The following is a 21,430-nucleotide window of genomic DNA, read 5'->3' as shown; positions in this document are numbered from 1 at the left end:
CACCTACTTTTTTACCACATTTATTCAGCATCGTTTTCATCGAATCCATCATCTCCTTCTTCATTCATTTCAATTAGTAAAAGAATTCTCTTATCTAATTCAAAACCATTATATTTTTTCTTCTTGAATTAACTCTTTCATTACTTGATTTACATATTTTTGTTCATAATCTTCAAGTTCCATTTCCTAAATAATTTGTTTCCTCTCTTTTCCTTCCCATGAATAACTGGATAAAAAGGCACTTGATATTTTGTTTTCTATTTGATAATTTCTAATGGTAAGACCCCTATTGCAATTGTTCCATTTAACTTTATAAAACATTATATATTTTTTAAAGAAAAGACACCCTAAAGTGCCTTCCTCCGACTTAAACCACTTAATAACTACCAAGTGTTAACTGATAACAAGATTGAATTAGTATGTACTTCAAAAAAACTGCATGTAAATTGTCTATAATTCCTTACAATTTACATACAGTTCATTAATTAGTAAATCTTAAAGCTCATTCCCTAATCCGGGCGATATAACGCTTCTTCTTGATAACGTATTAAGGAAATAACGTTACATACATTATTACTTTCACTATTTTAAAACGGTTAATCAAAAGTTATCTTAAGTAATATACTAATATCATTAACCACTTGCAGCAGCATCTTTTATTGCTATACTAGACCAATCTAGCTTCAAATACCTATAACCAAAAGCAACAAATAGTCCCGCAATGTAAATATAAAATCCAACCCAAGGACCGTAAATCCCAAAATCTAATACAAAGGTAAATATAAAAGATAATGGTATAAACACGAACCACCCTAAAATCAACGCGACTTTCATTGTATAATAATTATCTCCAATTCCTCTTAGTCCCCCAGCCAAAATTAACTGAAGTCCGTCAAAAATTACAAACAATGAAGCAAACCGTAATATCTCAACAGTTAAGGACAGTACCATTTCTTCTGTAGTAAATAATTTTGCGATATATTCCGCACCTAAAAAATAAATAATTGTAAAAGGAACTATAAAATATGACCCTATTTTTACAACATCAATACCGATTTTTTTTGCAATCAATGGACTTCCTTTTCCAATCTGTTGACCTATTAATATAGTTGCTGTTACTCCAAATCCTATACCAGGTAAGTATGCAAGTGATATTACATTCAACACAATCTCCGTGGCAGCCAATTCTATATCACCAACTCTAGAAATGAACACAGTAAAGAGAAGCATCGCCCCACTCATTCCAAGTTCTTCTAGACCGATTTTTAAACCTTCGAAATTTACTAATTTGAATTTCGTCTCTTTAAAACTTATTAATTTCTTTGTAGCATACCAATTATTTTCTTTTAAATAACAAACTAGTAAACAAGTAACCTGAACAATTTCTGAAACAATGAATGCCCAACCTGCCCCTAGCACACCTAATTTAGGGAAATATAAATAACCATTTACTAGTAACAATGCGATTAAAACATTTAAAGTGTTACCCAGCATAGAAAAATACATTGGAGTTTTTGTATTTCCAATACCTCTAAAAAATCCATTTAATACTACACGAAACATATTTATAGAAAATGCGATTATTCTTAATCCTAAATACCCTATCCCTATCATTGCAATACTAGATGAAACTCCCATCACTTCAAAGATCCATTTAGGCGCAAAGAATGCAAATAGTATAAAGAATGGAAGCAGGGCAATAACAGAATAGATTCCAGTATAAGTATATATACTACATTTTTTATATTCTCTAGCTCCATAAGATTGAGATACTAAGAAATTTACAGCAAAACCAATACCACTGAATAGAGCAAACAAATTTAATATAATTACATTTGTAATGCCTACTGCAGCAATGGCTTCATAGCCTAAATGACCAATAATTATAAGGTTTATTACCCCCATAAAGTTAGTTGAACTCATTTCGATTATGGTAGGAATTGTCATCTTTAAAATTTTCTTATTTTTACTCATTTTCAACTCCTATAAAAAAGACATGTCACTGCTGCACCATTTCCCAAATTTACTACATCGCTTTGTTCACATGGTAAACCTCTTAACATTGCTCCTGCAAATTCTCCATTGATAACATAAAGCCCCCAACATAAAATAGCTTTCTTTAATTCGATTGATTTATTTATCAAAAAAGGAATCTCCTCTTCAATTGGATATACTCTCTCTTGAATAATATATACGGCATCAGTTTTTAATAAATTCGAAATTTTGTTTTCCCAATCATTTTCATTAAACTTCCACCCTAATAGTACCTCATTTCCCCCATATCCAATTGTAGGTTTAATAACAAGGTTATCTTTGTTTTTTATGATATAATCAATTCCATTAGTGTCCAAATTATTATCTGGAATTATAATATCTTTTAAAAATCGCGTCCATGGGATACACCTTTCTATTAAATTCAACTCTTTTTTTGTAAATAAATGTTTATACTTTGGATCTGAAAGAAATGCAAAATTCCCTTTATTACTATAAAGCTCTGTATGAAATCCTGTTAATAGTTCCAAATTCCCTGCCTGGTAAGCTTGAACGATTGGTTTTACTTCTTCAGGATTATGAAGAGCATCATCACACAAAAATACTCGATATACAATATCAACTGTATGATTTCCTACCACTAGCATATCATTATTACATTCTACATCTTTTTGAGAACATATCACTGCTTTATATCCAGCTTCTATTAACCTTAATTTAATATAATTTAAAGTCCCATAATAACTATCCAAATATTCATCCCAATCCATAACAGCAATTGTTATTTCACTATTTTCTTTTCCAATTTTTATAGCTAAATCCTGGATACTCTTTATTAATTTATCCATCGGATCAATATAATTCCATCTTTCAGATCCTGTTAATGATTTGTAAAACCCATAAGATGTCATCGTTTTATTTAAATGACCTATATCGATTCCCCCGACACTACTATCCACATTTAATTCTAAAAATTTATGTCCAATTTTAGTGAAATATAAATCACTACGGGCTATTAAATTATCATTCTGATATGTCGACATCATTAATTCATATTGTTTCTCTGAAAACCCTAAAGCTGTGCACATATTTAAAATATTCCCCTTAAATATACGTTCCGGTAAAGATACAATAATATCTAACAATGATTTAGTATCTTCACCAATAAGGTTTAATTGTAATTCATCTAAAATTCCCGGTTTTGGAATGATTTCTGTTTCCTTATCCAAATAATACTGCAGGATTCGGTCTTCAACCATTTTATTTTGTAACTTATTAAATGAATCAACTGCCAGTTGAGGCATATCTAAAACCTTTAAGTTGAAATCATCAATAAGTGCCCTCATATACTCGCTACCTCTTCTTTTATAGCTTTTAATGCTATTACAGGCTGCTCATATCCACCTTGTCCCAAATTTATAACAGCTTTATCTGAAATACGCGATACAATCCCAGCATATTTACCTCCAAACATAAATATATCAATGCCAAACTTTTTATTTTCTTTTATAATATTTTCGCCTTTACATTCCAATATCTGCACACTTGGAATTTCATTATACTCTTGGACTATCCAGTTTTCATTTTTATTATCATTTATAATTTTGGACCATGTCTCATGATTTGTATATTTACCTAAAAATACGTTTTCTCCACGTGTAGAATTGTCTACTTTTAAAACAAAAAGATCTTTATTTTCAATAATATATTGAATTAAATTTACTTCTTCTCCTTTGAAACTGGTAATAGTTTCTTCTAATTTCCTTGTCCATAAAATATGCTTATTAACCATTTCAATTTGTTCTTTAGATAGATATTTTTCTTGGAATTTTGAATCTGTAAGTAACGCTAAAGTCATTTTACTCTCTCCAATAAACATAGAAGAATACGAATTAACGTTACAGACTAATCCTCGTTCACATGCTTCAATTACATCCTTCATATCTTCATTTCCCAACTCTAATTGGTCAACTTTATTATAAATAATATCAATTGGTTGTTGATTAAACATTAATCGTTTTCCTTGTGAGTCTAATTTTAAATCTCTCAAATCACAAATAATAATTTTGTAACCCATTTCACACCCATATTTTTGAATGTGCTCTAATTCATATGAGTATTTTTCAGCATAATTCACAAGCGCAATTTGAGGACTTTCCTCATTACCTCCCATTTCTTTATAAGCACTGACTAGTTCATTAAGGAATCCATTAGGTGTATCACACAGAAATTGCTTCTTTTCATAAGAATTAGTAATTTCTTTAATTATAGGTAAATCAAACCATTTCTCTTTCAATTTTCCCAATACAACAACGCCTCCAGGACAACAAGCATTCGGTTCCACTACTTTAAATTCATATCCACCATTCCATATGCAGTCAAACCTTGAAATGCGTATCTTCCTCTCATAACCCGGATTGATATTAATTAGCTTTTCATATTTACTATAATATGAAAAGTATTCCCTAATCTCTGTATCTTTCTCATAAGCATCTAATACTATTTCTAGAGAATCAGATAATATTTCAGAAGCCCTCTTAAAATAATCGTTTTCTTCATCTGTAATTGCTAGTGGTTGCACAGAAAAAGGAAGTGCCTTTCCTTTAAAAACCAAACCCTCATTCTGAATTATTTGATCTACTTTCTTTAATGTTTCTTTTAAACCCACTTCATTTTTTGTTGCTAAAGAATGAAATTCTGATTCGATTTTTTTAAATAACATATAAAACTCCTCCTTTTATTTTCTTTTATCAATTACACGAACTATTTTTCCTGAACTTTCAGAAATTTTCATTTTTTCTCTTCCTACTAAACTAACTTCCAATGGCTCAATAACTTGTAATTGAATCATTTGTTTTAATTTAGGTGTAAAGTTTAATATTCGATTTTTAATTATACTGATCAAATGTTCTTCAATTTTCTCATCCAGATTTTTTCCTGAAACTTCAAAGGACACTTGGATCTTATCTCTATTTTGATGTTTAGTTATTAACAATTGAAATTCCCCAGTTAACTCTTCTAAATGACTACATGCTTGGGCGAATATTTGTGGAAATATTTGTTCTCCACCTAATTTAATTATCTCTCCTTTTCTCCCTACTAATTTAATTTTAGGATTTGTTCTACCACATGGACATAAAGTATCTATTTTCATTGCTAAATCGTTAGTTTGGTATCTAATAACTGGCATTAACTTTCTTTTTAAATTCGTAATAACAAGTTCACCAATATTCCCATCTTGTATAGGTTGACCTTTTTCATTTAAAACTTCAGTATATTGCAGCTGATCATGTATATGATACATACCTGGCTCACAGTAATCACACTGAAAACCTATAGTACCCACATCCATGCTTTGAAATACAGATTTAAAACTTTTTACTCCTAATATGGACTCTAAATAATTCTTTGTAGAAGAATACATTTTTTCGCCACCATAAACAATCTGATTTATTGAAAGAGTTTTGTTTGACTTCTCTATATATTGCGCTAACGGTATTACATCAGATGGCATAACTAATAGCGTTGTAACATTAAACATTTTTATATAATTAAACAGTCTTTCGAGGTCTGAGCTAATACCAATGGGAACAATTTTACATCCCGTTCTTTCAAGTCCTAGGTAAACAGTAAATTCAGATGTTAAAAATCCAGGCACTCCAAATGTAGCAACTGCATCATCTTCATTAATCCCAGCCATTGCATAACCTTTTCCATGAAAGAAAATATTCTCTTTCAATTCATCTGAGGTCAAATAAATAATTTTAGGTTCTCCAGTTGTCCCTCCACTTGTAAATACATACGAATTCCGGGGTGAACCTGTCAGCATATGTATGGGAGGTGTCGTTTTAATAATATCCTTAGAACTTATCATAGGAATTTTTTGGAACTCCTCCAAACTATTAAGATTGACTTTCACTTCTTTATAAAATGTTTTATAAAATGATGAATATTCCTTAGCTAAAGATAAAACTTCATTAATTCTTTCTAGTTGCCATTTTTGTTTTTCTAAAATTGGGATAAAATCAGTCGTTTCCTCTAACTTTGAAAATATTAAAGTATTAATTAAAGATCCTCTCCTTTTTATTTAATTAAACTTTGCAATACATATAGTATTTTTTATCACATCCAACTCCATAATTACTAAATTATGTAATAAATGTTACAACCCAAAGTTTATACACAGGAATTATTTTTTGGAATGCAAAAAATACTACAAATTATTACATTTTTCGATAATTGTGTATTTTTTAGCATTTTTTTATTTATTTATTAGTAAATCCAAGCTATTTTTCATATTTCTTCAAATTCTAGTTTGAAATAAATGTATGTTTTATACATGACTGAAAAATCGGAATTTTATTGATAAATCCAACTCTAATTTAATGTTTTTTTATAAATATATATAGATTTTAAGTTATTATATTTGTTATTTTAATCATTTTTATACAACAAGGAACAATCTACATTTCATAAAACCCTCACCCTCTTTAACATGCCATCCAGTGAAATAATTTGTTTCAGATACGTAGAAATATGGTTTAACCAGCAATCAATGGTCAGGTGTATTTACCCTAAGTATACCTGGGTCTATTTGCTTCCCAACCCGAAAGAGATAAATAGTTTTGTTCCCATTCATGAAATAGTACAATGGATGCATAATTGCATATCTAATTAATTACTTTTAGTGTTATATTAGCGATGAATGCTATTATTTCATAAATTGTCAACAAGCCTTATGTATGAGAAAAAGGAAGGAGCCAAATAAGCACCTTCCTTTTTCAACCATTTAACTAAATTACTCTCTGATAAAAATTTAAATAGTGATGAGTAGTTCAAACCTAAACTAATCATTATGAATGATAGATTCTTCTTCCTGATTACTGGTAATGCAGACGCGATAAATAAAACCAATGCAGTACCCAGTATAAGAAACAGTGCTCCAACATAAAATACAAAGTATAAAATAACATCGATTAAAGGTTCCATATTAGCCCTCGGAGGGATTCATTCTACAGAATACACTTATGTTATATAGAAAGTCAGGATACTGAACTTAGTTATCCACATCTTCAACCTCATTTACGTCTCTTTAGGAGATTTTCAATCCCCTCTACTACTGATTTCATATTAGTGTAATGGACTTCATTATTTTATTTTTTATATACTCTTTTTATACGAAATTACTTATGTTTCTTCGCTTTTTCAACGCTACCTCTTTCATCGGCTATTCGTAAAGAATCACCTGTGAAAGACTTTACTGTGAAAGGTAGATTCTTTTCATAATCGTTCTCTTCGTTTTTCTTACCGTTTTCAATAAACTCTTTTAATGATAAGGTAATTTGTTTTTTGTCTCCATCGTATGACCAATTTCCTGTTGCATAGTTTTTCTTTTGTTGTTCTTTGTCTTGACTTTCATACATGGTCATCGTTCCGTCTTTTTTGAAGTCTATACTAAAAGTTACCTTTTCAAATTTATAAAAGTCCCATACTCCTACTAACTCCTTACCGCTTGAAGATAGTTCAATTATTTCATCGTTAGGATCAGGCATTGAATCATTATCAATATAGGTTTTATTGACAGAATCCTTCATATCCTTCATCATCTTATCAAGTGCTTTTTGCCTTGCATCAGGGTATTTCTCGTCTATCTCCTCAAACAGCCCTAACCACATATAAATCCCTTCTTCTATACTTTTCGTACCATTTTCTACGATTTCTTTCATTTTAGATGTACTGTACGTACCGTCTTCATACTTTTTAACCGCATCTTCTACTTTCTGTAAGTTTCCTTTAATATCCTTTGTCCCTCTTAGGATGGCATGCTCATAGTAGTCTTTAAATTGGGAAGGTGGGGTTAGGCTTGCAAATTTGTTTACATCATTCTTTGTTGTATCTATTTGGTCTAATACACGAGTTATATGAACTTTATCACCTGTAAATAATAAATTGTTTCTCTTCTCTAGTTCCTTCGCTTCATATTGAATGTTTACAAATTGTTCGTATAAACGATACGGATACTCTTTTTCTGAAACTTTTACCATCTTTATATCTGCATTATCTACTTCGTCTGAAGGAAACCCCTCTACATCGTTATCGTATCCTGACTTGTTTGTTTCTGGTTTACTTTCTCTACTATATGACTCAGCTTTCACTTCAGCCTTCTTTTCAGATTTATTCTTCTCATCTTTTTCAGTTTTAATTGTAGCTAATGCACCTCTTAATTGTCTTTCAATCTCTTCATCACTATAGTGCAAACGCTTCATGTCTTCTACCATTTTATCTGCTTTAAATTCTTTATCTACCAGTTTGTACTCTGACTGTGTAAGTCCATATGTTTCTGTTGTGCAACCCGCTAGCAAGAAACTTACACTGAGCCCTGTTAATGCGATACCTTTGAGTGATCTGTTCATATTCTTTTGCCCCTTATCTTTTCGTACTTCTTCTCTCCATCGTTAGTCCATTATGAACGTTTTTACGATATGTATTGTCTGCTATTACTGCTTTGCTTTCCTTACTACCTATTTCAGCCTGATTTATCTCATTTACCGTATCAGTATTAGGCATTAATTCGTAATATCATTACAAAAAAGGACATACCTATGCATATAACCGTTAACCAGATATATCCTTTTATTATTTTATAGTGAAATAAATAATGGGTCAAAGAAATTTTGCGAAAATTATACAAAAAAGGCATAATTTATTGCTTACCAGCAATAAATTATCTGGGTAAAGAAGAAATATTAGAGAATATCACAGTGTTGTAGTCTCTAGTATTTTAATGACTATGCAATACGGAGTGATAAAAAAAGGACCTCTTACGGAAAGATAAGAGGTCATCAAGAAGATAAAAATGTTGTATTTGAAACACGCGAGTTTCTCCTTCATATTATAACACAATATATCTGTATATTCAATATATATGTTATTAATGAAGAGTGTATGTTCAAAAAACACACGGAATTTTAACTTGGAACCGAGTGCTTTCTTCTGTTATCCTATTTTTTCTATGCCGTGATGGTATCCCCTGTAAAATGACGAACTATTGTACCAAGTTCATCTAATTTCTCTTCCATTACCCCATTAATAAACAGAACAAAATTACTATCGGACTCGAAATCTGTAGAGATGGAACCAATTGTGATTTTATATTCTGTCGTTTCTGTTACCATTTCTTAGTACGCTTCAGGAACAAGATAAATCGTATCTGTAGTGTCTTTTCCGAATCGGATACAACCGCTTAATAGAATCATAAAAAAGATCCCGCAATAAATTATAACTTTTCTCATAGAATCTCTCCCGTAATATGTAAGAATCGTATAGTATATATTATATAATTCAATATATTTCCTTGGATAGAATAAGTTTCTAGTTTGGAAACGGTTTTTCTATTGCCATATGGGGATTTTTATCAGTGGATAATCACGAGGAACCGAAACGGAGTGAATAGATGAGCAGGTGTTTTGGATTAACATATGAAAATAAGATTTTGAGAAGAATAATGATTACCGTAAGCATTGTCATACTTGTCTTCATTGTAACAGGGTGTGATTCAGGCCCAAATGATGCAAAGGATGTAAAGGACGTTCCACTTAACAGCAAACTAGATTCCCTTATTTCAGAAAGTATCATTGCCTGGAATCAAGATAAATTAAATCATACAGAAAAGCAATTTGAGACCCATGTAATCTATGGAACTGAGATGAAGAATGAAAAAATGTATGTCTATCTTCATTCCCTCATGCAAGGATATAACCGTGCAACGCAGACTGTTTCTCAAGCAGGACATTTACTTCCAGTCCGTGTGACGGTCATAAAAAATGGGGATAATTACATCATTGAAGATTACCGTGAACCAGGTGATGGCGCTGAAAACGAACCTACTTTACGCAACATGTTCCCGAAGAAGTATGCGGATCAAGCACTTGCTATATCAAATGAAACGATACAATCATTAGAATCTCGTATGCAAGAATCCGTTTCTAAGTGGCTGGAAGAAACAAATAATGAGAGACAAGAAAGATAACAAATATACTATTTATAATCGAATACTATACAAAAAAGGAGAGATATAATCTCTCCTTTTTCTACTTTACATCTTGCATTATTTGTTATATCCACCAAGTTGCTGTTCTGCCATAGCAACGAGACGTTTTGTGATTTCTCCACCTACAGAGCCGTTCGCTCTTGCAATTGAATCAGCGCCTAATTGTACGCCGAATTCTTGTGCAATTTCATATTTCATTTGATCCAGTGCGCTTTCTGTACCTGGTATCACTAAAGAGTTGTTACGATTGTTTGCCATCATATATCACCTCCAGTAGGTTTATTATGCTACGAAATAAAGAAAATATTATTGGTAAATAAAACCATTTGTAATGTGTGCATTTTCAACCATTTTACTTTTCCATTACAATTTCAGCAGAATAACAGTACAAGTTTTCTTTATTTGCATTAATATGCAGAATGGAATATATGTTTATGAAGAGATTTCTTTTTTATTTTAATTTATCATTTTAGCCAAGAAGACTCCTTCCTCAAGGAACGCTAAGTGAGTAGGTGGGAGATGAATTGGCTTCGGACAAGGGATGGCAGGGAGCCATCTTAATTGTTCGACATACATAAATTGTTACTTCACTACCTATCGAATGTATGTTTGTTATATAATAGATACATATCGAAATGGAGGTGAAATGAATGATGATCAATAAAGCATATAAATTTCGTATCTATCCAAATAAAGCACAAGCGACTCTAATCAATAAAACGATTGGTTGTTCTCGTTTTGTATTCAATCATTTCCTATCTCTATGGGATCATGCATACAAAGAAACAGGAAAAGGTTTGACATATGGTACATGTTCTGCCAAACTTCCTGCCATGAAGAAAGAGTGTGTTTGGCTAAAAGAAGTGGATAGTATTGCGATTCAGTCGTCTGTTCGCAACCTTGCGGATGCTTATACACGTTTTTTCCAAAAACAAAACAAAGCCCCGCGTTTCAAATCTAAGAAGAACAACGTACAATCTTACACCACAAAACAAACAAATGAAAACATTGCCGTTGTAGGAAACAAAATAAAGTGGCCAAAACTAGGTCTTGTTCGATTTGCCAAAAGCCGTGAAGTAAAGGGACGTATTTTAAATGCTACGGTTAGATGGAACCCTTCTGGTAGATACTTTGTTTCATTGTTAGTTGAAACAGAAGTGCAAGAACTTCCGAAAACAAATTCTTACATTGGAATAGATGTAGGACTAAAAGATTTCGCCATTTTGTCAGATGGAACAACCTATAAAAATCCGAAGTTTTTTCGATTGTTAGAAGAGAAGTTAGTAAAAGCACAACGTGTTCTTTCTAGAAGAATGAAAGGATCTTCTCGCTGGAATAAACAACGAGTAAAGGTAGCTAGAATTCATGAATACATGGCAAATGCTAGAAAAGATTACTTGGACAAAATCTCAACTGAAATCATCAAAAACCACGATGTTATCGATATAGAAGATTTGCAAGTATCGAATATGTTAAAAAATCATAAGTTAGCAAAAGCAATTAGTGAGGTATCATGGTCACAGTTTCGAACTATGTTGGAATATAAGGCAAAATGGTACGGTAAACAAGTCATTGTCGTATCGAAAACATTTGCTTCCAGCCAATTATGTTCTTGTTGTGGATATCAAAACAAAGACGTTAAAAATCTGAACCTACGTAAATGGGATTGCCCTTCTTGCCATACACACCATGATAGGGATATTAACGCAAGTATCAATCTAAAGAATGAAGCGATAAGGCTTCTAACCGCAAGGACTGCGGGGTTAGCCTAATAAATTAGAGTTCGATAGAACTCTTTACTTAGGAATCCCCCACTTCTAAACGAAGTGAAAGTGGGGATAGTTCAATGATGAATGTTTTGACCTGGCTGAATGAAGGTTCAGTTTGTTTCCCCCTTAAGTTGATTGGCATGGGGTACAATCGAAATGTACAAAATATCTTTACTGAAATTTTCCAAATTCTAATTTAAAGGGTTCTTAAGTTGAATACATATGCGGAAAATCTTAATGTATCTAACTTTATTACAGTGTTTCAATCAAAAAACAATGATCCTAAAACTTTCAGGATCATTGTTTTTATTAGTATAGTAATTAATTCGATTTTACTATCGTTGAGGATGCTTCATCATTCCACGTTCTAGCCCCGTCACCCATACTATAATTTGTCAAATTATAGACGGCACCCGTGTTCGCAAGTGCAAGTCCACGCCCTTGTGCATTAGCATGCTCATAAATAATTGTGTGGTCTCCATACGAATGCGTACGTACACTTGATACAGCATCGTTACTCCAGCCTGCGAAATTTGTAACTACAACTGGATTTCTACTTGCATTTACATTAAAGTTTGGTCCACTTGCATTAATATCGTGATAAAAAGTAGAGTAAATTGCTGCTAGCGGTTTAATCGTGCTATTCTTTGGAACAGGGTGCGTTTTAATATGATTCTCGAAATCTGCTTTTGTATCAAATCCAGTTGTCGTTTGTTCTCCATTAAACCCTGGCTCTACTACTTTGTAAGGCTTATCTGTCGTTTCTGCAGCTTTTGCCTCGATGTTGGATACACCAAATAACATGACACCAGCTAATAGACTCGTTGAAAGTACACCAAAGATTCGTTTCAAAATCATCCACTCCCCAATTAGTATATGTTACGAATCCATTGTATAATTACTTTTCATATTTTTATATATTTGTAAAATTTTATCAATGTATAGTTTATATAGGAATAATCGGATGGTTCCACATATTTTATACGACAAGAATAATGAACTTTTATACAAGAGAAAGAAATCCCTATGTATATGCAGCTCTCTTCCCTTTCCAGAAAAAAACTGATGATACATACCACTCTTTCATCAATTGATTTGTAGACAAAATCTTTACATGTATAATACATTAACATTAAGAATAACTGGAAAATTGAGAATATTTTCACAGAACATTCCCAAAGTTTAGTATAGAAACACTTTTATATAAAAACGGCCAATAAGTCATTTATATAAGACTTATTGTAATATATATATTGCATTTTTAAGTGTTATAATTTAATATATAGAATATAAAATTACTAAAAGGTTATTTTTACATCACACGTCTTATCTAGCTTCAGGCGATACACTGAAAGCTTCTCATAGATTTCGCGGTGTACAAAATACAATATTAAAAGATATATTTTGGGAGGAAAAAATGGAGAAGTTTAAAAATTGTTTTTCACTTACTACACATCCAGATGAACGAATTCAAAAGATTGAATTGAGCATTTGGGCACAATCGGGTGTATTCATCCTCTTGATTGCACTTGCAGATGTCATCATGCGAGGTTTCTTTTTACATCGTCCCTTTATAGAATGGGCTACAACACTTGGGATTGTTGTCAGTTTTGGTGTGTTTTTTTTAATCAGATGTTTGTTTGCAGGTGTGTATGAGCCAGAGGTCGACAGTAAAGAAAAAATGAATCTAAAATTGAAGGAGAAGTTTACTTTTACTTTCCTTTTATGTTTAGGTGGTGTTGCTTCTATTACGTATCATAATCCATTACCGCAAAGTCTATTGGAATGGTTTGGTGTCATTATCAAGTTCATACTAGTTGTTTCGTTTGTGTTTGGTATTGAGTATATAGTGGCTAGAATTAGCTGGAATAGATCTAACAAAGGATGATAAAATTCGAAAAAGCTTATCAGAAAACATTTCATGATAAGCTTTTTTGTTGAATTCCTTATCTTTTATCATAGTTATTAAGTACAATCCGAACTCGTGTAAATTCATTCTAATCATATTCTCCAGTTTCCTTTTTTCTTTTAGCATCTATCATTCCATTAGATACTTCTAAACCAAGTTCTCTCATTTTTTTCTTCTTTTCTGGAGTTTATAGTGTCACGGTATTCGCGGTAGTATTGACGAGCTGAATTAAAGCCTTTTCGGTACGTATTATGTTTTTCTTGCACCTCACGAAATAACTCTTCTTCTTGTTCTACATCCTGTGGTTCTTCTACAAAAAAATACATTAATAATAAAGCATCTTCAATGTTCAAAAAATCCCCTCCCCCATCACTATAGTTTTTTCTTCTTATTTTATGAACACTTTTGTGATGTGAACATACGCTTCTTTTACAAAAACACATCTCAACTCATTCAATCTTACATTATGTAAAAATATACGTTTTCATACAAGGAATCTACTATTCTATTTTTAATACTTTACATGGAATGCCGCATGTAAAGTAGGCCCATATGAACAAGAACTTTCCACCGCTCCCTTCTGATATTGGTGTCATAAAGTTACATTCCTTGCATTGAGTAGATATGCTACCGATATCATCCGTATGAGACAGCTTATTAACGAAACATCAAGCAATGAAAATTGCATGCATTTCAGAATTAGGATTATCAGATATTAAAATTGAAATAATAATATGGCCAGCTAAACCATATTATAAATACACACTTCATTCCATTTGGAGAGCAGTTAGCTTTTGCTAGCTGCTTTTATTTATAGGTTGGCTTTAACTATCTTTTTTCGCGTGTTCCTCATTAACCTAGTTATATTTCCCAACAATTTAAAGGTGCATATCCAACCAAATTTAGTGATTGAGTATGCACCTTCAATTTTTTGTTTATCTTTTTTATTTATGAATACATTTTTGTACTTATGCGTTTTAAATAGTGATGTCTAATAATAAAGAAGTAAATCATTTGAATGCAAATAAAGCTTACTAATACAACAATTGAGCTTTGAAAAACAGACATTTCCCTACTTACTATTTGTCCTAATTGATGAAACGTTAGAAATGCAAAACTACTGTGAACCATAGCCACTACAATCGGTAAGAAAAATAGTAATATCATTTGTCTTGTTACGATTTGCTTTAACTCACTTTGGCTTAATCCTAATTTTGAAATCATTTGATATTGCTCTTGATCACGTTCTAAATCAGTAAATAGACGGAAATATAAAAAGCTTAGCGTAAACACAAAAAATACTATTCCCACCATTACACTTGAAATAGAAAGTAATCCATTTTGTTGTTTCAATTCAATCCATTTTAAATACAAAGATGAAAAGACATAATAATCCTCTTGATTCGTACCAATGAACTTCATAAGGTTTGTAGAAATTGCACTTGTTTCAGACCAATTTTTAACGATAAAACCGTATATGGTGTAATCTCGGAGTACGCCTTCTTGTTGAACATTTAGGACCTTATTGTAAACAGCATCAGAGACAATAACAGGTTTAACAAACGCGCCCGTTAATTCTGGGATATAAACTGTTTTTTGAACAGAAAGTGGTACTTCTAGTTCACCATGCCTTAATTCAAAAGGTTCTAGATCCTCTGCACTTTTGTGGTTTTTCTCTGATCGTATAACGATACTTTCATTTTCATTTGTTAATTTCTCTATTTCATACCCTAATTTTTTAGCGTATTCATTATACGTAGAAAGATTAATTAAAACCGGCCCACTTTGTGCCCTTTTAAATTTTGTTGCTACAAGTTTATATGAAAATCCAGATTCTTTTAATTGTTTTTTTATCTCTTCAATATGCGTTTTTTCTTGTATATTCCCCTTATCCGATCGATAGGTAAATGCATATGGGGTCTCATGTTTTGCCAATTCAGGATTTGCGATAGCCGTACAAACTCCAATTGCAGTAAAAGAAACTGCAGATATAATTGTAACGATAAAGAACGTTCTCGCATTATCTTTCATTCGATACATCAATTCTGAAATGACAAGGATATTTGTTCTTTTAAAGAATGTAGTTTCTCTATTTTTTAAATTGGATAACACATATACACACAATTGAGTAAAGAAAAAATAGGTTCCACATACAATTAATAAGACACCTACTCCTACGAGTAGGAATAATTGATTTAAACCCATGTAATCGACCGCGGAAATACTGTGGTGAACGCAGGAGTAACCCGATCCAAATAAAATAATGACCAACAAGGATATATAGACTGACACTATTGGCTCAGTTTTTGGTTTTTCATCTGATTTTATGAGTTCTACAAGCTCATTCATTTTCACCATTTTTGATGTAAACAAAGAAATTAGTAGAAATAAAACAACAAAGGACATTGCTGTTACTAGCATTGCCTTTAAAGGAAAGTAAAATGCTAACGTTTGCTCTACTCCTAATAAAGACCCACTAACTAGTAAAAACAATTTAGAAAAAACCAATCCAAGTCCGATGCCTACTACTATAGAAGGGATTCCAATCAACATATTTTCGAAAAAAATTAATCGATGAAGCTGTTGATGAGACATTCCATGTAACATTAATAACCCAAACTCTTTTTTTCTATTTTTTAAAAATGCACTAACAGAATAGAAAATAAATAAGAAAGAAAAGACAAAGATTAAGTAATAAGATAAATGAAATCCTATTCTCCCAAATGTACTCATGATGGTACTTACATGAGTCAGTTCGCCTTGTAGGTTCGGATGAAAGATAAGTAACCCATAAATGAAAAAAATCAATACCGCAAATGTACTACTAAAAAAATGACCTAGATATATTCGTTTATTCCGTAAAACATTATTGAATGCGAGCTGTCGAAAAGTCATGTTTATTCCCCCCTAACATAGAAAGACTATCCATAATATTTTTATAAAATAATGGACGATCTTCATTGCAAGTAACTTCATTGTATAACTGACCATCTTTAATAAAAATTATGCGTTCACAGTAACTTGCAACAACTGGATCGTGCGTTACTAACATCATTGTTGCCTTTTCTTCTTTGTTTAATAGTGTTAATATTTCCATTACATCTTGATAGGCTTTAGAATCTAATTTTCCTGTCGGTTCATTGGCAAGAACTAATTTTGGGGAATGAATGAGCGTACGTGCAATTGCTGTTCGCTGTCCTTGCCCTCCTGATACTTCATATGTTCGCTTATTTAAAATTTCATTGATTCCTAATTTTTTCGAAATAGATTCTACTCGTTTATCTATTCTTTTCACATTCATGCCATCTAATGCAAGCGGAAGAACCATATTCTCTTTTACTGTTAATGTATGCAGTAGGTTAAAGGATTGAAAGACAAATCCTAATTCCTGTCCACGAAATAAAGCCAAATCATTGGCTGAAAGTTGATTCGGATTTTGATTATCAATGAATACACTGCCTAATGTTGGCGAGTCAATTGTAGAAATCATATTCAATAATGTTGTTTTCCCACTACCTGAAAGGCCCATAATCCCAACGAATTCCCCATGTGTATTCTTTACCTAGATCTTTTACTTTTACTATTTTCATATGAGAAATTCCCTCCAAATTTACAAATTAAGTATGAGAGTTGATGAATGATGCTCCTTCCCCCCTGTGCATGCACTATACAAACAAAGGCGAAGTCTTCAAACCGACTCCGCCTTTTCGATGTATTATCAATTAAAGCAAGTACTACTAGCCTCCTCATACATTCATGTATCTGTTTATTTCTTGAAAAACTTTGCAACAGAACCAAATTTACGTTATTTCTTTGCGGAAATAGGTTGAGACCACATATTTTTATCATTTACGTGTATTTCAAAAACATATATAGGCTGAGAGAAACCTTTAGTATCAGTGTAGTAATCTAAATTATATTTTGTAATAACTAATGTATCACCAGCTTTGAAAGATCCTATAGGATCAAATTCTCCTTGTTTCAGTTTTTGAAATGCTTCCTTTGGAGAAAGAATTTCAACATCTCGAACATGTGATTTTTTTGTAACATAATTTTTGTAAACAGGCATTTTTTTCCCTTCGTCTTTTAACTCTATTGATGTTTTTATAGTAACATGAGACATATCAGTTTTTGTAATGGGATCAATAGGCATATTTCCAAATTCCTTCATTTGATACGAAATCATTATTCCGAGTGCGAGGAAACTTACTGTAATGGGAAGGTATAAATATTTAATTATTTTTGTATCTGTTTCTTTTTTTTTCAAAAATATAAGAACTATGTTTAGCACAGAATATCCTAGCATCATGCCTAAAGTATTATGAAGTAAATCGGATAGTTCCATACTTCCGCGTTGCAGTGTAAATTCAAGAATTTCAATTAATAAACTTGCTATAATTGAGATGATTAACATCCATTTTGTTTTTTGAAAAACCTTACTAAATAAAGGGAATAAAATTCCTAACGGAAACAGCATACCTATATTTAAAATAATATGGAAAAAAGAAGAAAACGAAAAGATATTCCATGCTTTTTTATAAACACTAAGTACATCGAAGTCAAACGTTCTTGCAAAAACCATATCATCTGAACGACCAAATGAAGTAGCTGATAATGCAAAGGAATAGTATCCCGCTATTAATACAAACAATATAATTTGTTGTACAGTAAGTTTTTTTTCTCCTTTACATATCTTTTTGTATACTACAAAATAGCTAATAACAAATACAAGTAGTAACAAGAATGTGAGTAGTATCGTAGGAATCGCATAACTAGCGATTAGATCGAAAATAAAGTTCATTTTACACCTCTGTTTTTATAAATTAAATATTTAATAGCTTTTATATACTATTCTAGATAGATTGTTACTCCTAATAATAATTAACATAAGATTATATACTGGTATCCATGTTCTATTGACTACGTATGCACTTTCATTTTTGGGGTTATCTTTTTTATGAATATAATTTTGTACATATGCGTTTTTTATAGTGATTTCTAATAATAAGGAAATAAATAATTTACATGCAAACAAAGCTTACTAATACAACAATTGAGCTTTGAATAACAGACGTTTCCCTATTTGTTTTTTGTCCTAATTGGTGCAAAGTTAGAAATGCAATACTGCTTTGAATCATAGCCACTACAATCTGTAAGAAAAATAGAATCATCATTTTTCTTGTCACATTTGATGGTCTAGTTTCGATTTCCCTTATTTAAACTGCAATACTTGGTCGAATGTTTTAAGCACTAAAATAACTTGATATCGCACCACAGATTTTTTCATGAATGTATCTGTTATTCATTGTAGTAGTGAGATTATTTTTCTCATATTGAATTACCTTACATTTTTCTTACACGCTCGTAATATTTCTGAAAATACAGTCTATAACTCTCGCAGCAATGACTCTTTTTGGGGGATATAGCAAGGAGGGATTTTTTATATGCACATCACTATACCAAACTAGATTTCGTTTTTTTTGCAACTCATTGTATTTTTTATCAAACACGTATAAAAATCAATAGTATGAAAGTAAACTACTGGCTAAAAGTTTATATTGGATTTTTTTAAAATTTTATGGTCGATTTTTCAATATAGATATTATTATTAATTATGGAATGTATAATGCCCAACCTTCTAGTGAAGATCCTTGCGTGAACCTACTTACACATGTCTTTACGAACGTAAAAGAACAGACTATTGAAATAGTCCGTTCTTAGGGTAAACGATATAATTTTAGAGTTTTTACACTAGAACCAATGGTTTATGGATCGTAGTGCTAGTCAATATATTATTTCCAAACCCATTCAGATTGATCAATAAATGGGGTCAGATTATGTTGATATTTCGTATAAATAATATCATTACATTAATTTTCTTTCGGAAGCACAATTCTTTTATACAATTGAACTGTAATGAAGTAATAAATGGAGTAAATCACTACGAAAATAACAATTGGTAACCAAATACGAAAATATGGATCAATCAAAATGGCTCCGAACATGTTCATACCAACTAATACATGAACAATGCCAACAATTGCTGGGACTAAGAACACGAAGAATAACTCCTTATAAATCGATTGTGTTAATAACTCTCGGCGAACACCGATTTTACGAAGCATTTGATAACGCGTACAATCTTTGGATGCACCAGACAAAACTTTAAACATAAGGCAACTTGCCATCATTGCTAAGTACGCAATTCCGACGAAGAAGCCCATGAACATCAATCCACTGAACATGCCATGATAAGAATCATACATTCGATATTTACTCTTCAGTTCTTCAGGTTTCATACTTGTATATTTAGCTAACTGTAATTCGTCAAGTTGTTTCCATTCCTTTAAGTATGATTTAAAATTATCTGTTTTCCCAATAAACACAGTACTTTCTCGACCCTCTATACTATGGTACATGTTTTTGTCTACAATTTTTATTTCATGATCAGGATACATATAATATGGCTGGATTATTTCGAAAGCTTCACTCCATTGTTGCGGTGACTTCTTCACGTTTGCACCAATTGGCAACTCTTCTGAAACTCTCATTGTTTTCCCAAACTCTGCTCTCTCATTACTATTTTTCAATACTAAAGGACGATTTTTCTCTAAATCCTCTTTTAAATAGTAAATAGACTGACCATCTATTTTGTAATGATATTCAAGCTTCTCTGTAAATAAGATAGTATTCATAATTTTCTTTTCTTCAGTTGTTGGATTATGAACGACTGAATCGTAAATTTCACTACCATTAACCATTTTTATTACGTTGTTTTTAAATGCCATACCACCAGAAATCCCACCAGCTCCAAGGGCCACTAACATTGCTACCGTGGCAAGCACATTTGCTAGGCTATTCATACGAAAATTTAATTGTGCAAAAGTAAAAGCATTGAGGCCTTTCTCACTACGTTTTTTATTACTCTTTAACTTGTTAATCATAACTGGGAGAAGTGATCCAAATAAAAGGTAAGTACCAAAGGTTGCTGTGGTCAATCCAAGGGCCATTAATCCAAGAGCAGCCATTCCCGCTTGTGGAATATAGGTCAGTGATGCATAACCAATACCTAACAAAATTAAACCAAGGAATGCAACTACAACTGTCATTTTTCCTTTTACCGCGACACGTTCTGTTTGTGCATCTGCATGTACAAGTTGTAATACGGAAAAACGTACTAATTTAATACTACTCATAATTGCTGATAGTACAAATAGTGCAAAGAAGAAGATGCACGTAACAGTTATAGATGGAATATAAAATGCTTGATAACCCTCACCAGGAAATTCCAATTGCTTCATTAGTAACTGTCCGATACCTTCTGCAAGTCCTACACCAACTGTAATTCCAATCGCAAGAGACGCTGCGCCTAATACGATTGTTTCAATAAACATAAGTAGTGTAACTTTATGCTTTTTTGCTCCTAACATCATATACATACCAAACTCTTTTTGGCGAAGAGATACTAAGAAAGAGTTAGCATATAAAATGTAGAAAAATGTTATAATCGCTAACAGAAAGGAACCAATGTGGAATATAGATACAATATCCCGAATAGAAGAGCTAGATTCAAGAAACGTTTTATTTAATGATAGCGTTTGAAACATATAAAAAGTAGAAATAGATACGATAAGACCAACAAGTAAGACAATATAGTCTTGTAACTTACTTTTTAGTCCTGACATGGAAAGTTTAAATAACATACATGAG

General features: G+C 31.8%; 16 protein-coding genes and 3 pseudogenes. 4 read left to right on the top strand and 15 right to left on the bottom strand.

Going from position 1 to position 21,430, the window contains the following annotated elements:
* Positions 1-633 precede the first annotated feature (633 nt).
* From ACS2MN_RS16805 to ACS2MN_RS16775, 7 genes are all read right to left on the bottom strand, one after another.
* The gene (locus ACS2MN_RS16805; RefSeq protein ID WP_098805422.1) at positions 634-1,974 is read right to left on the bottom strand and encodes an MATE family efflux transporter; all 1,341 of its coding nucleotides are present in this window, start codon (positions 1,972-1,974) and stop codon (positions 634-636) included.
* A 2-nt stretch (positions 1,975-1,976) separates the two neighbouring features.
* Positions 1,977-3,338 (bottom strand): hypothetical protein, encoded by a 1,362-nt coding sequence (locus tag ACS2MN_RS16800; protein WP_098805423.1) that lies wholly within the window; start codon positions 3,336-3,338, stop codon positions 1,977-1,979.
* Positions 3,335-4,714 (bottom strand): glutathionylspermidine synthase family protein, encoded by a 1,380-nt coding sequence (locus tag ACS2MN_RS16795; protein ID WP_098805424.1) that lies wholly within the window; start codon positions 4,712-4,714, stop codon positions 3,335-3,337. The genes ACS2MN_RS16800 and ACS2MN_RS16795 overlap by 4 nt, the downstream gene beginning before the upstream one ends.
* A gap of 15 nt (positions 4,715-4,729) precedes the next feature.
* Positions 4,730-5,866, bottom strand: a complete 1,137-nt coding sequence (locus ACS2MN_RS16790; RefSeq protein WP_098805425.1) for a phenylacetate--CoA ligase family protein — start codon at positions 5,864-5,866, stop codon at positions 4,730-4,732.
* A gap of 1,309 nt (positions 5,867-7,175) precedes the next feature.
* On the bottom strand, positions 7,176-8,405 hold the full coding sequence (locus tag ACS2MN_RS16785) for a DUF3994 domain-containing protein (protein WP_098805427.1): 1,230 nt from the start codon (positions 8,403-8,405) through the stop codon (positions 7,176-7,178).
* Positions 8,406-8,418: 13 nt separating this feature from the next.
* The gene (locus ACS2MN_RS16780; protein WP_180250207.1) at positions 8,419-8,559 is read right to left on the bottom strand and encodes a hypothetical protein; all 141 of its coding nucleotides are present in this window, start codon (positions 8,557-8,559) and stop codon (positions 8,419-8,421) included.
* A gap of 443 nt (positions 8,560-9,002) precedes the next feature.
* Positions 9,003-9,167, bottom strand: a complete 165-nt coding sequence (locus ACS2MN_RS16775; protein ID WP_000255794.1) for a hypothetical protein — start codon at positions 9,165-9,167, stop codon at positions 9,003-9,005.
* Positions 9,168-9,445: 278 nt separating this feature from the next.
* Between ACS2MN_RS16775 and ACS2MN_RS16770 the strand changes: the two genes are divergently transcribed.
* Positions 9,446-10,021: a peptidase M56 gene (locus ACS2MN_RS16770; protein ID WP_098805428.1), complete on the top strand. Its 576-nt coding sequence runs from the start codon at positions 9,446-9,448 to the stop codon at positions 10,019-10,021.
* Between the two features lie 78 nt (positions 10,022-10,099).
* On the opposite strand, the gene ACS2MN_RS16765 is transcribed toward ACS2MN_RS16770, so the two are convergent.
* A complete protein-coding gene (locus ACS2MN_RS16765) occupies positions 10,100-10,300 on the bottom strand; it encodes an alpha/beta-type small acid-soluble spore protein (protein ID WP_346994711.1) in 201 nt (66 codons plus the stop codon).
* A 392-nt stretch (positions 10,301-10,692) separates the two neighbouring features.
* Here ACS2MN_RS16765 and tnpB point away from each other — a divergent pair, with 392 nt between their 5' ends.
* Entirely contained in the window at positions 10,693-11,814 is a 1,122-nt protein-coding gene (gene tnpB, locus ACS2MN_RS16760; RefSeq protein WP_346994696.1) for an IS200/IS605 family element RNA-guided endonuclease TnpB, read from the top strand.
* 318 nt (positions 11,815-12,132) lie between these two features.
* On the opposite strand, the gene ACS2MN_RS16755 is transcribed toward tnpB, so the two are convergent.
* Positions 12,133-12,663 carry a hypothetical protein gene (locus ACS2MN_RS16755; RefSeq protein ID WP_180250228.1) on the bottom strand — a complete coding sequence of 177 codons (531 nt, stop codon included), beginning with the start codon at positions 12,661-12,663 and terminating at the stop codon, positions 12,133-12,135.
* A 565-nt stretch (positions 12,664-13,228) separates the two neighbouring features.
* Between ACS2MN_RS16755 and ACS2MN_RS16750 the strand changes: the two genes are divergently transcribed.
* Positions 13,229-13,699, top strand: coding sequence for a DUF6773 family protein (locus tag ACS2MN_RS16750; protein WP_098806034.1), 471 nt, complete (start codon positions 13,229-13,231; stop codon positions 13,697-13,699).
* Between the two features lie 158 nt (positions 13,700-13,857).
* Here ACS2MN_RS16750 and ACS2MN_RS16745 read toward each other — a convergent pair whose 3' ends face one another.
* From ACS2MN_RS16745 to ACS2MN_RS16735, 3 genes and pseudogenes are all read right to left on the bottom strand, one after another.
* On the bottom strand, positions 13,858-14,073 hold the full coding sequence (locus tag ACS2MN_RS16745; RefSeq protein WP_001019124.1) for a hypothetical protein: 216 nt from the start codon (positions 14,071-14,073) through the stop codon (positions 13,858-13,860).
* 595 nt (positions 14,074-14,668) lie between these two features.
* On the bottom strand, positions 14,669-16,615 hold the full coding sequence (locus ACS2MN_RS16740; RefSeq protein WP_346994695.1) for an ABC transporter permease: 1,947 nt from the start codon (positions 16,613-16,615) through the stop codon (positions 14,669-14,671).
* Positions 16,587-17,310 (bottom strand): annotated as a pseudogene (locus ACS2MN_RS16735) (ABC transporter ATP-binding protein). Before ACS2MN_RS16735 ends, ACS2MN_RS16740 begins: the two are co-directional and overlap by 29 nt.
* 66 nt (positions 17,311-17,376) lie before the next feature.
* Between ACS2MN_RS16735 and ACS2MN_RS16730 the strand changes: the two are divergent.
* Positions 17,377-17,466 (top strand): annotated as a pseudogene (locus ACS2MN_RS16730) (IS6 family transposase); the annotation flags it as partial.
* A gap of 59 nt (positions 17,467-17,525) precedes the next feature.
* On the opposite strand, the gene ACS2MN_RS16725 reads toward ACS2MN_RS16730, so the two are convergent.
* The 3 genes and pseudogenes from ACS2MN_RS16725 to ACS2MN_RS16715 all read right to left on the bottom strand — a co-directional run bounded on the left by ACS2MN_RS16725 (position 17,526) and on the right by ACS2MN_RS16715 (position 21,423).
* The gene (locus ACS2MN_RS16725) at positions 17,526-18,521 is read right to left on the bottom strand and encodes a VanZ family protein (RefSeq protein WP_098806031.1); all 996 of its coding nucleotides are present in this window, start codon (positions 18,519-18,521) and stop codon (positions 17,526-17,528) included.
* A 154-nt stretch (positions 18,522-18,675) separates the two neighbouring features.
* Positions 18,676-18,906 (bottom strand): annotated as a pseudogene (locus ACS2MN_RS16720) (ABC transporter permease); the annotation flags it as partial.
* Between the two features lie 684 nt (positions 18,907-19,590).
* The gene (locus ACS2MN_RS16715) at positions 19,591-21,423 is read right to left on the bottom strand and encodes an FtsX-like permease family protein (protein ID WP_098806030.1); all 1,833 of its coding nucleotides are present in this window, start codon (positions 21,421-21,423) and stop codon (positions 19,591-19,593) included.
* Positions 21,424-21,430: the final 7 nt, after the last annotated feature.

Source organism: Bacillus cereus group sp. BceL062 (assembly GCF_051780025.1).
Taxonomy (GTDB): Bacteria; Bacillota; Bacilli; order Bacillales; family Bacillaceae_G; genus Bacillus_A; species Bacillus_A toyonensis.
This window is presented reverse-complemented; position numbering and strand designations above follow the sequence as displayed.

Bases quoted from the DNA above. Each gene is read 5' to 3' on its own strand.
- ACS2MN_RS16805 (WP_098805422.1), bottom strand. From the start codon at position 1,974: ATGAGTAAAAATAAGAAAATTTTAAAGATGACAATTCCTACCATAATC.
- ACS2MN_RS16800 (WP_098805423.1), bottom strand. From the start codon at position 3,338: ATGAGGGCACTTATTGATGATTTCAACTTAAAGGTTTTAGATATGCCT.
- ACS2MN_RS16795 (WP_098805424.1), bottom strand. From the start codon at position 4,714: ATGTTATTTAAAAAAATCGAATCAGAATTTCATTCTTTAGCAACAAAA.
- ACS2MN_RS16790 (WP_098805425.1), bottom strand. From the start codon at position 5,866: ATGATAAGTTCTAAGGATATTATTAAAACGACACCTCCCATACATATG.
- ACS2MN_RS16785 (WP_098805427.1), bottom strand. From the start codon at position 8,405: ATGAACAGATCACTCAAAGGTATCGCATTAACAGGGCTCAGTGTAAGT.
- ACS2MN_RS16780 (WP_180250207.1), bottom strand. From the start codon at position 8,559: ATGCCTAATACTGATACGGTAAATGAGATAAATCAGGCTGAAATAGGT.
- ACS2MN_RS16775 (WP_000255794.1), bottom strand. From the start codon at position 9,167: ATGGTAACAGAAACGACAGAATATAAAATCACAATTGGTTCCATCTCT.
- ACS2MN_RS16770 (WP_098805428.1), top strand. From the start codon at position 9,446: ATGAGCAGGTGTTTTGGATTAACATATGAAAATAAGATTTTGAGAAGA.
- ACS2MN_RS16765 (WP_346994711.1), bottom strand. From the start codon at position 10,300: ATGGCAAACAATCGTAACAACTCTTTAGTGATACCAGGTACAGAAAGC.
- tnpB (WP_346994696.1), top strand. From the start codon at position 10,693: ATGATGATCAATAAAGCATATAAATTTCGTATCTATCCAAATAAAGCA.
- ACS2MN_RS16750 (WP_098806034.1), top strand. From the start codon at position 13,229: ATGGAGAAGTTTAAAAATTGTTTTTCACTTACTACACATCCAGATGAA.
- ACS2MN_RS16740 (WP_346994695.1), bottom strand. From the start codon at position 16,615: ATGACTTTTCGACAGCTCGCATTCAATAATGTTTTACGGAATAAACGA.
- ACS2MN_RS16725 (WP_098806031.1), bottom strand. From the start codon at position 18,521: ATGAACTTTATTTTCGATCTAATCGCTAGTTATGCGATTCCTACGATA.
- ACS2MN_RS16715 (WP_098806030.1), bottom strand. From the start codon at position 21,423: ATGTTATTTAAACTTTCCATGTCAGGACTAAAAAGTAAGTTACAAGAC.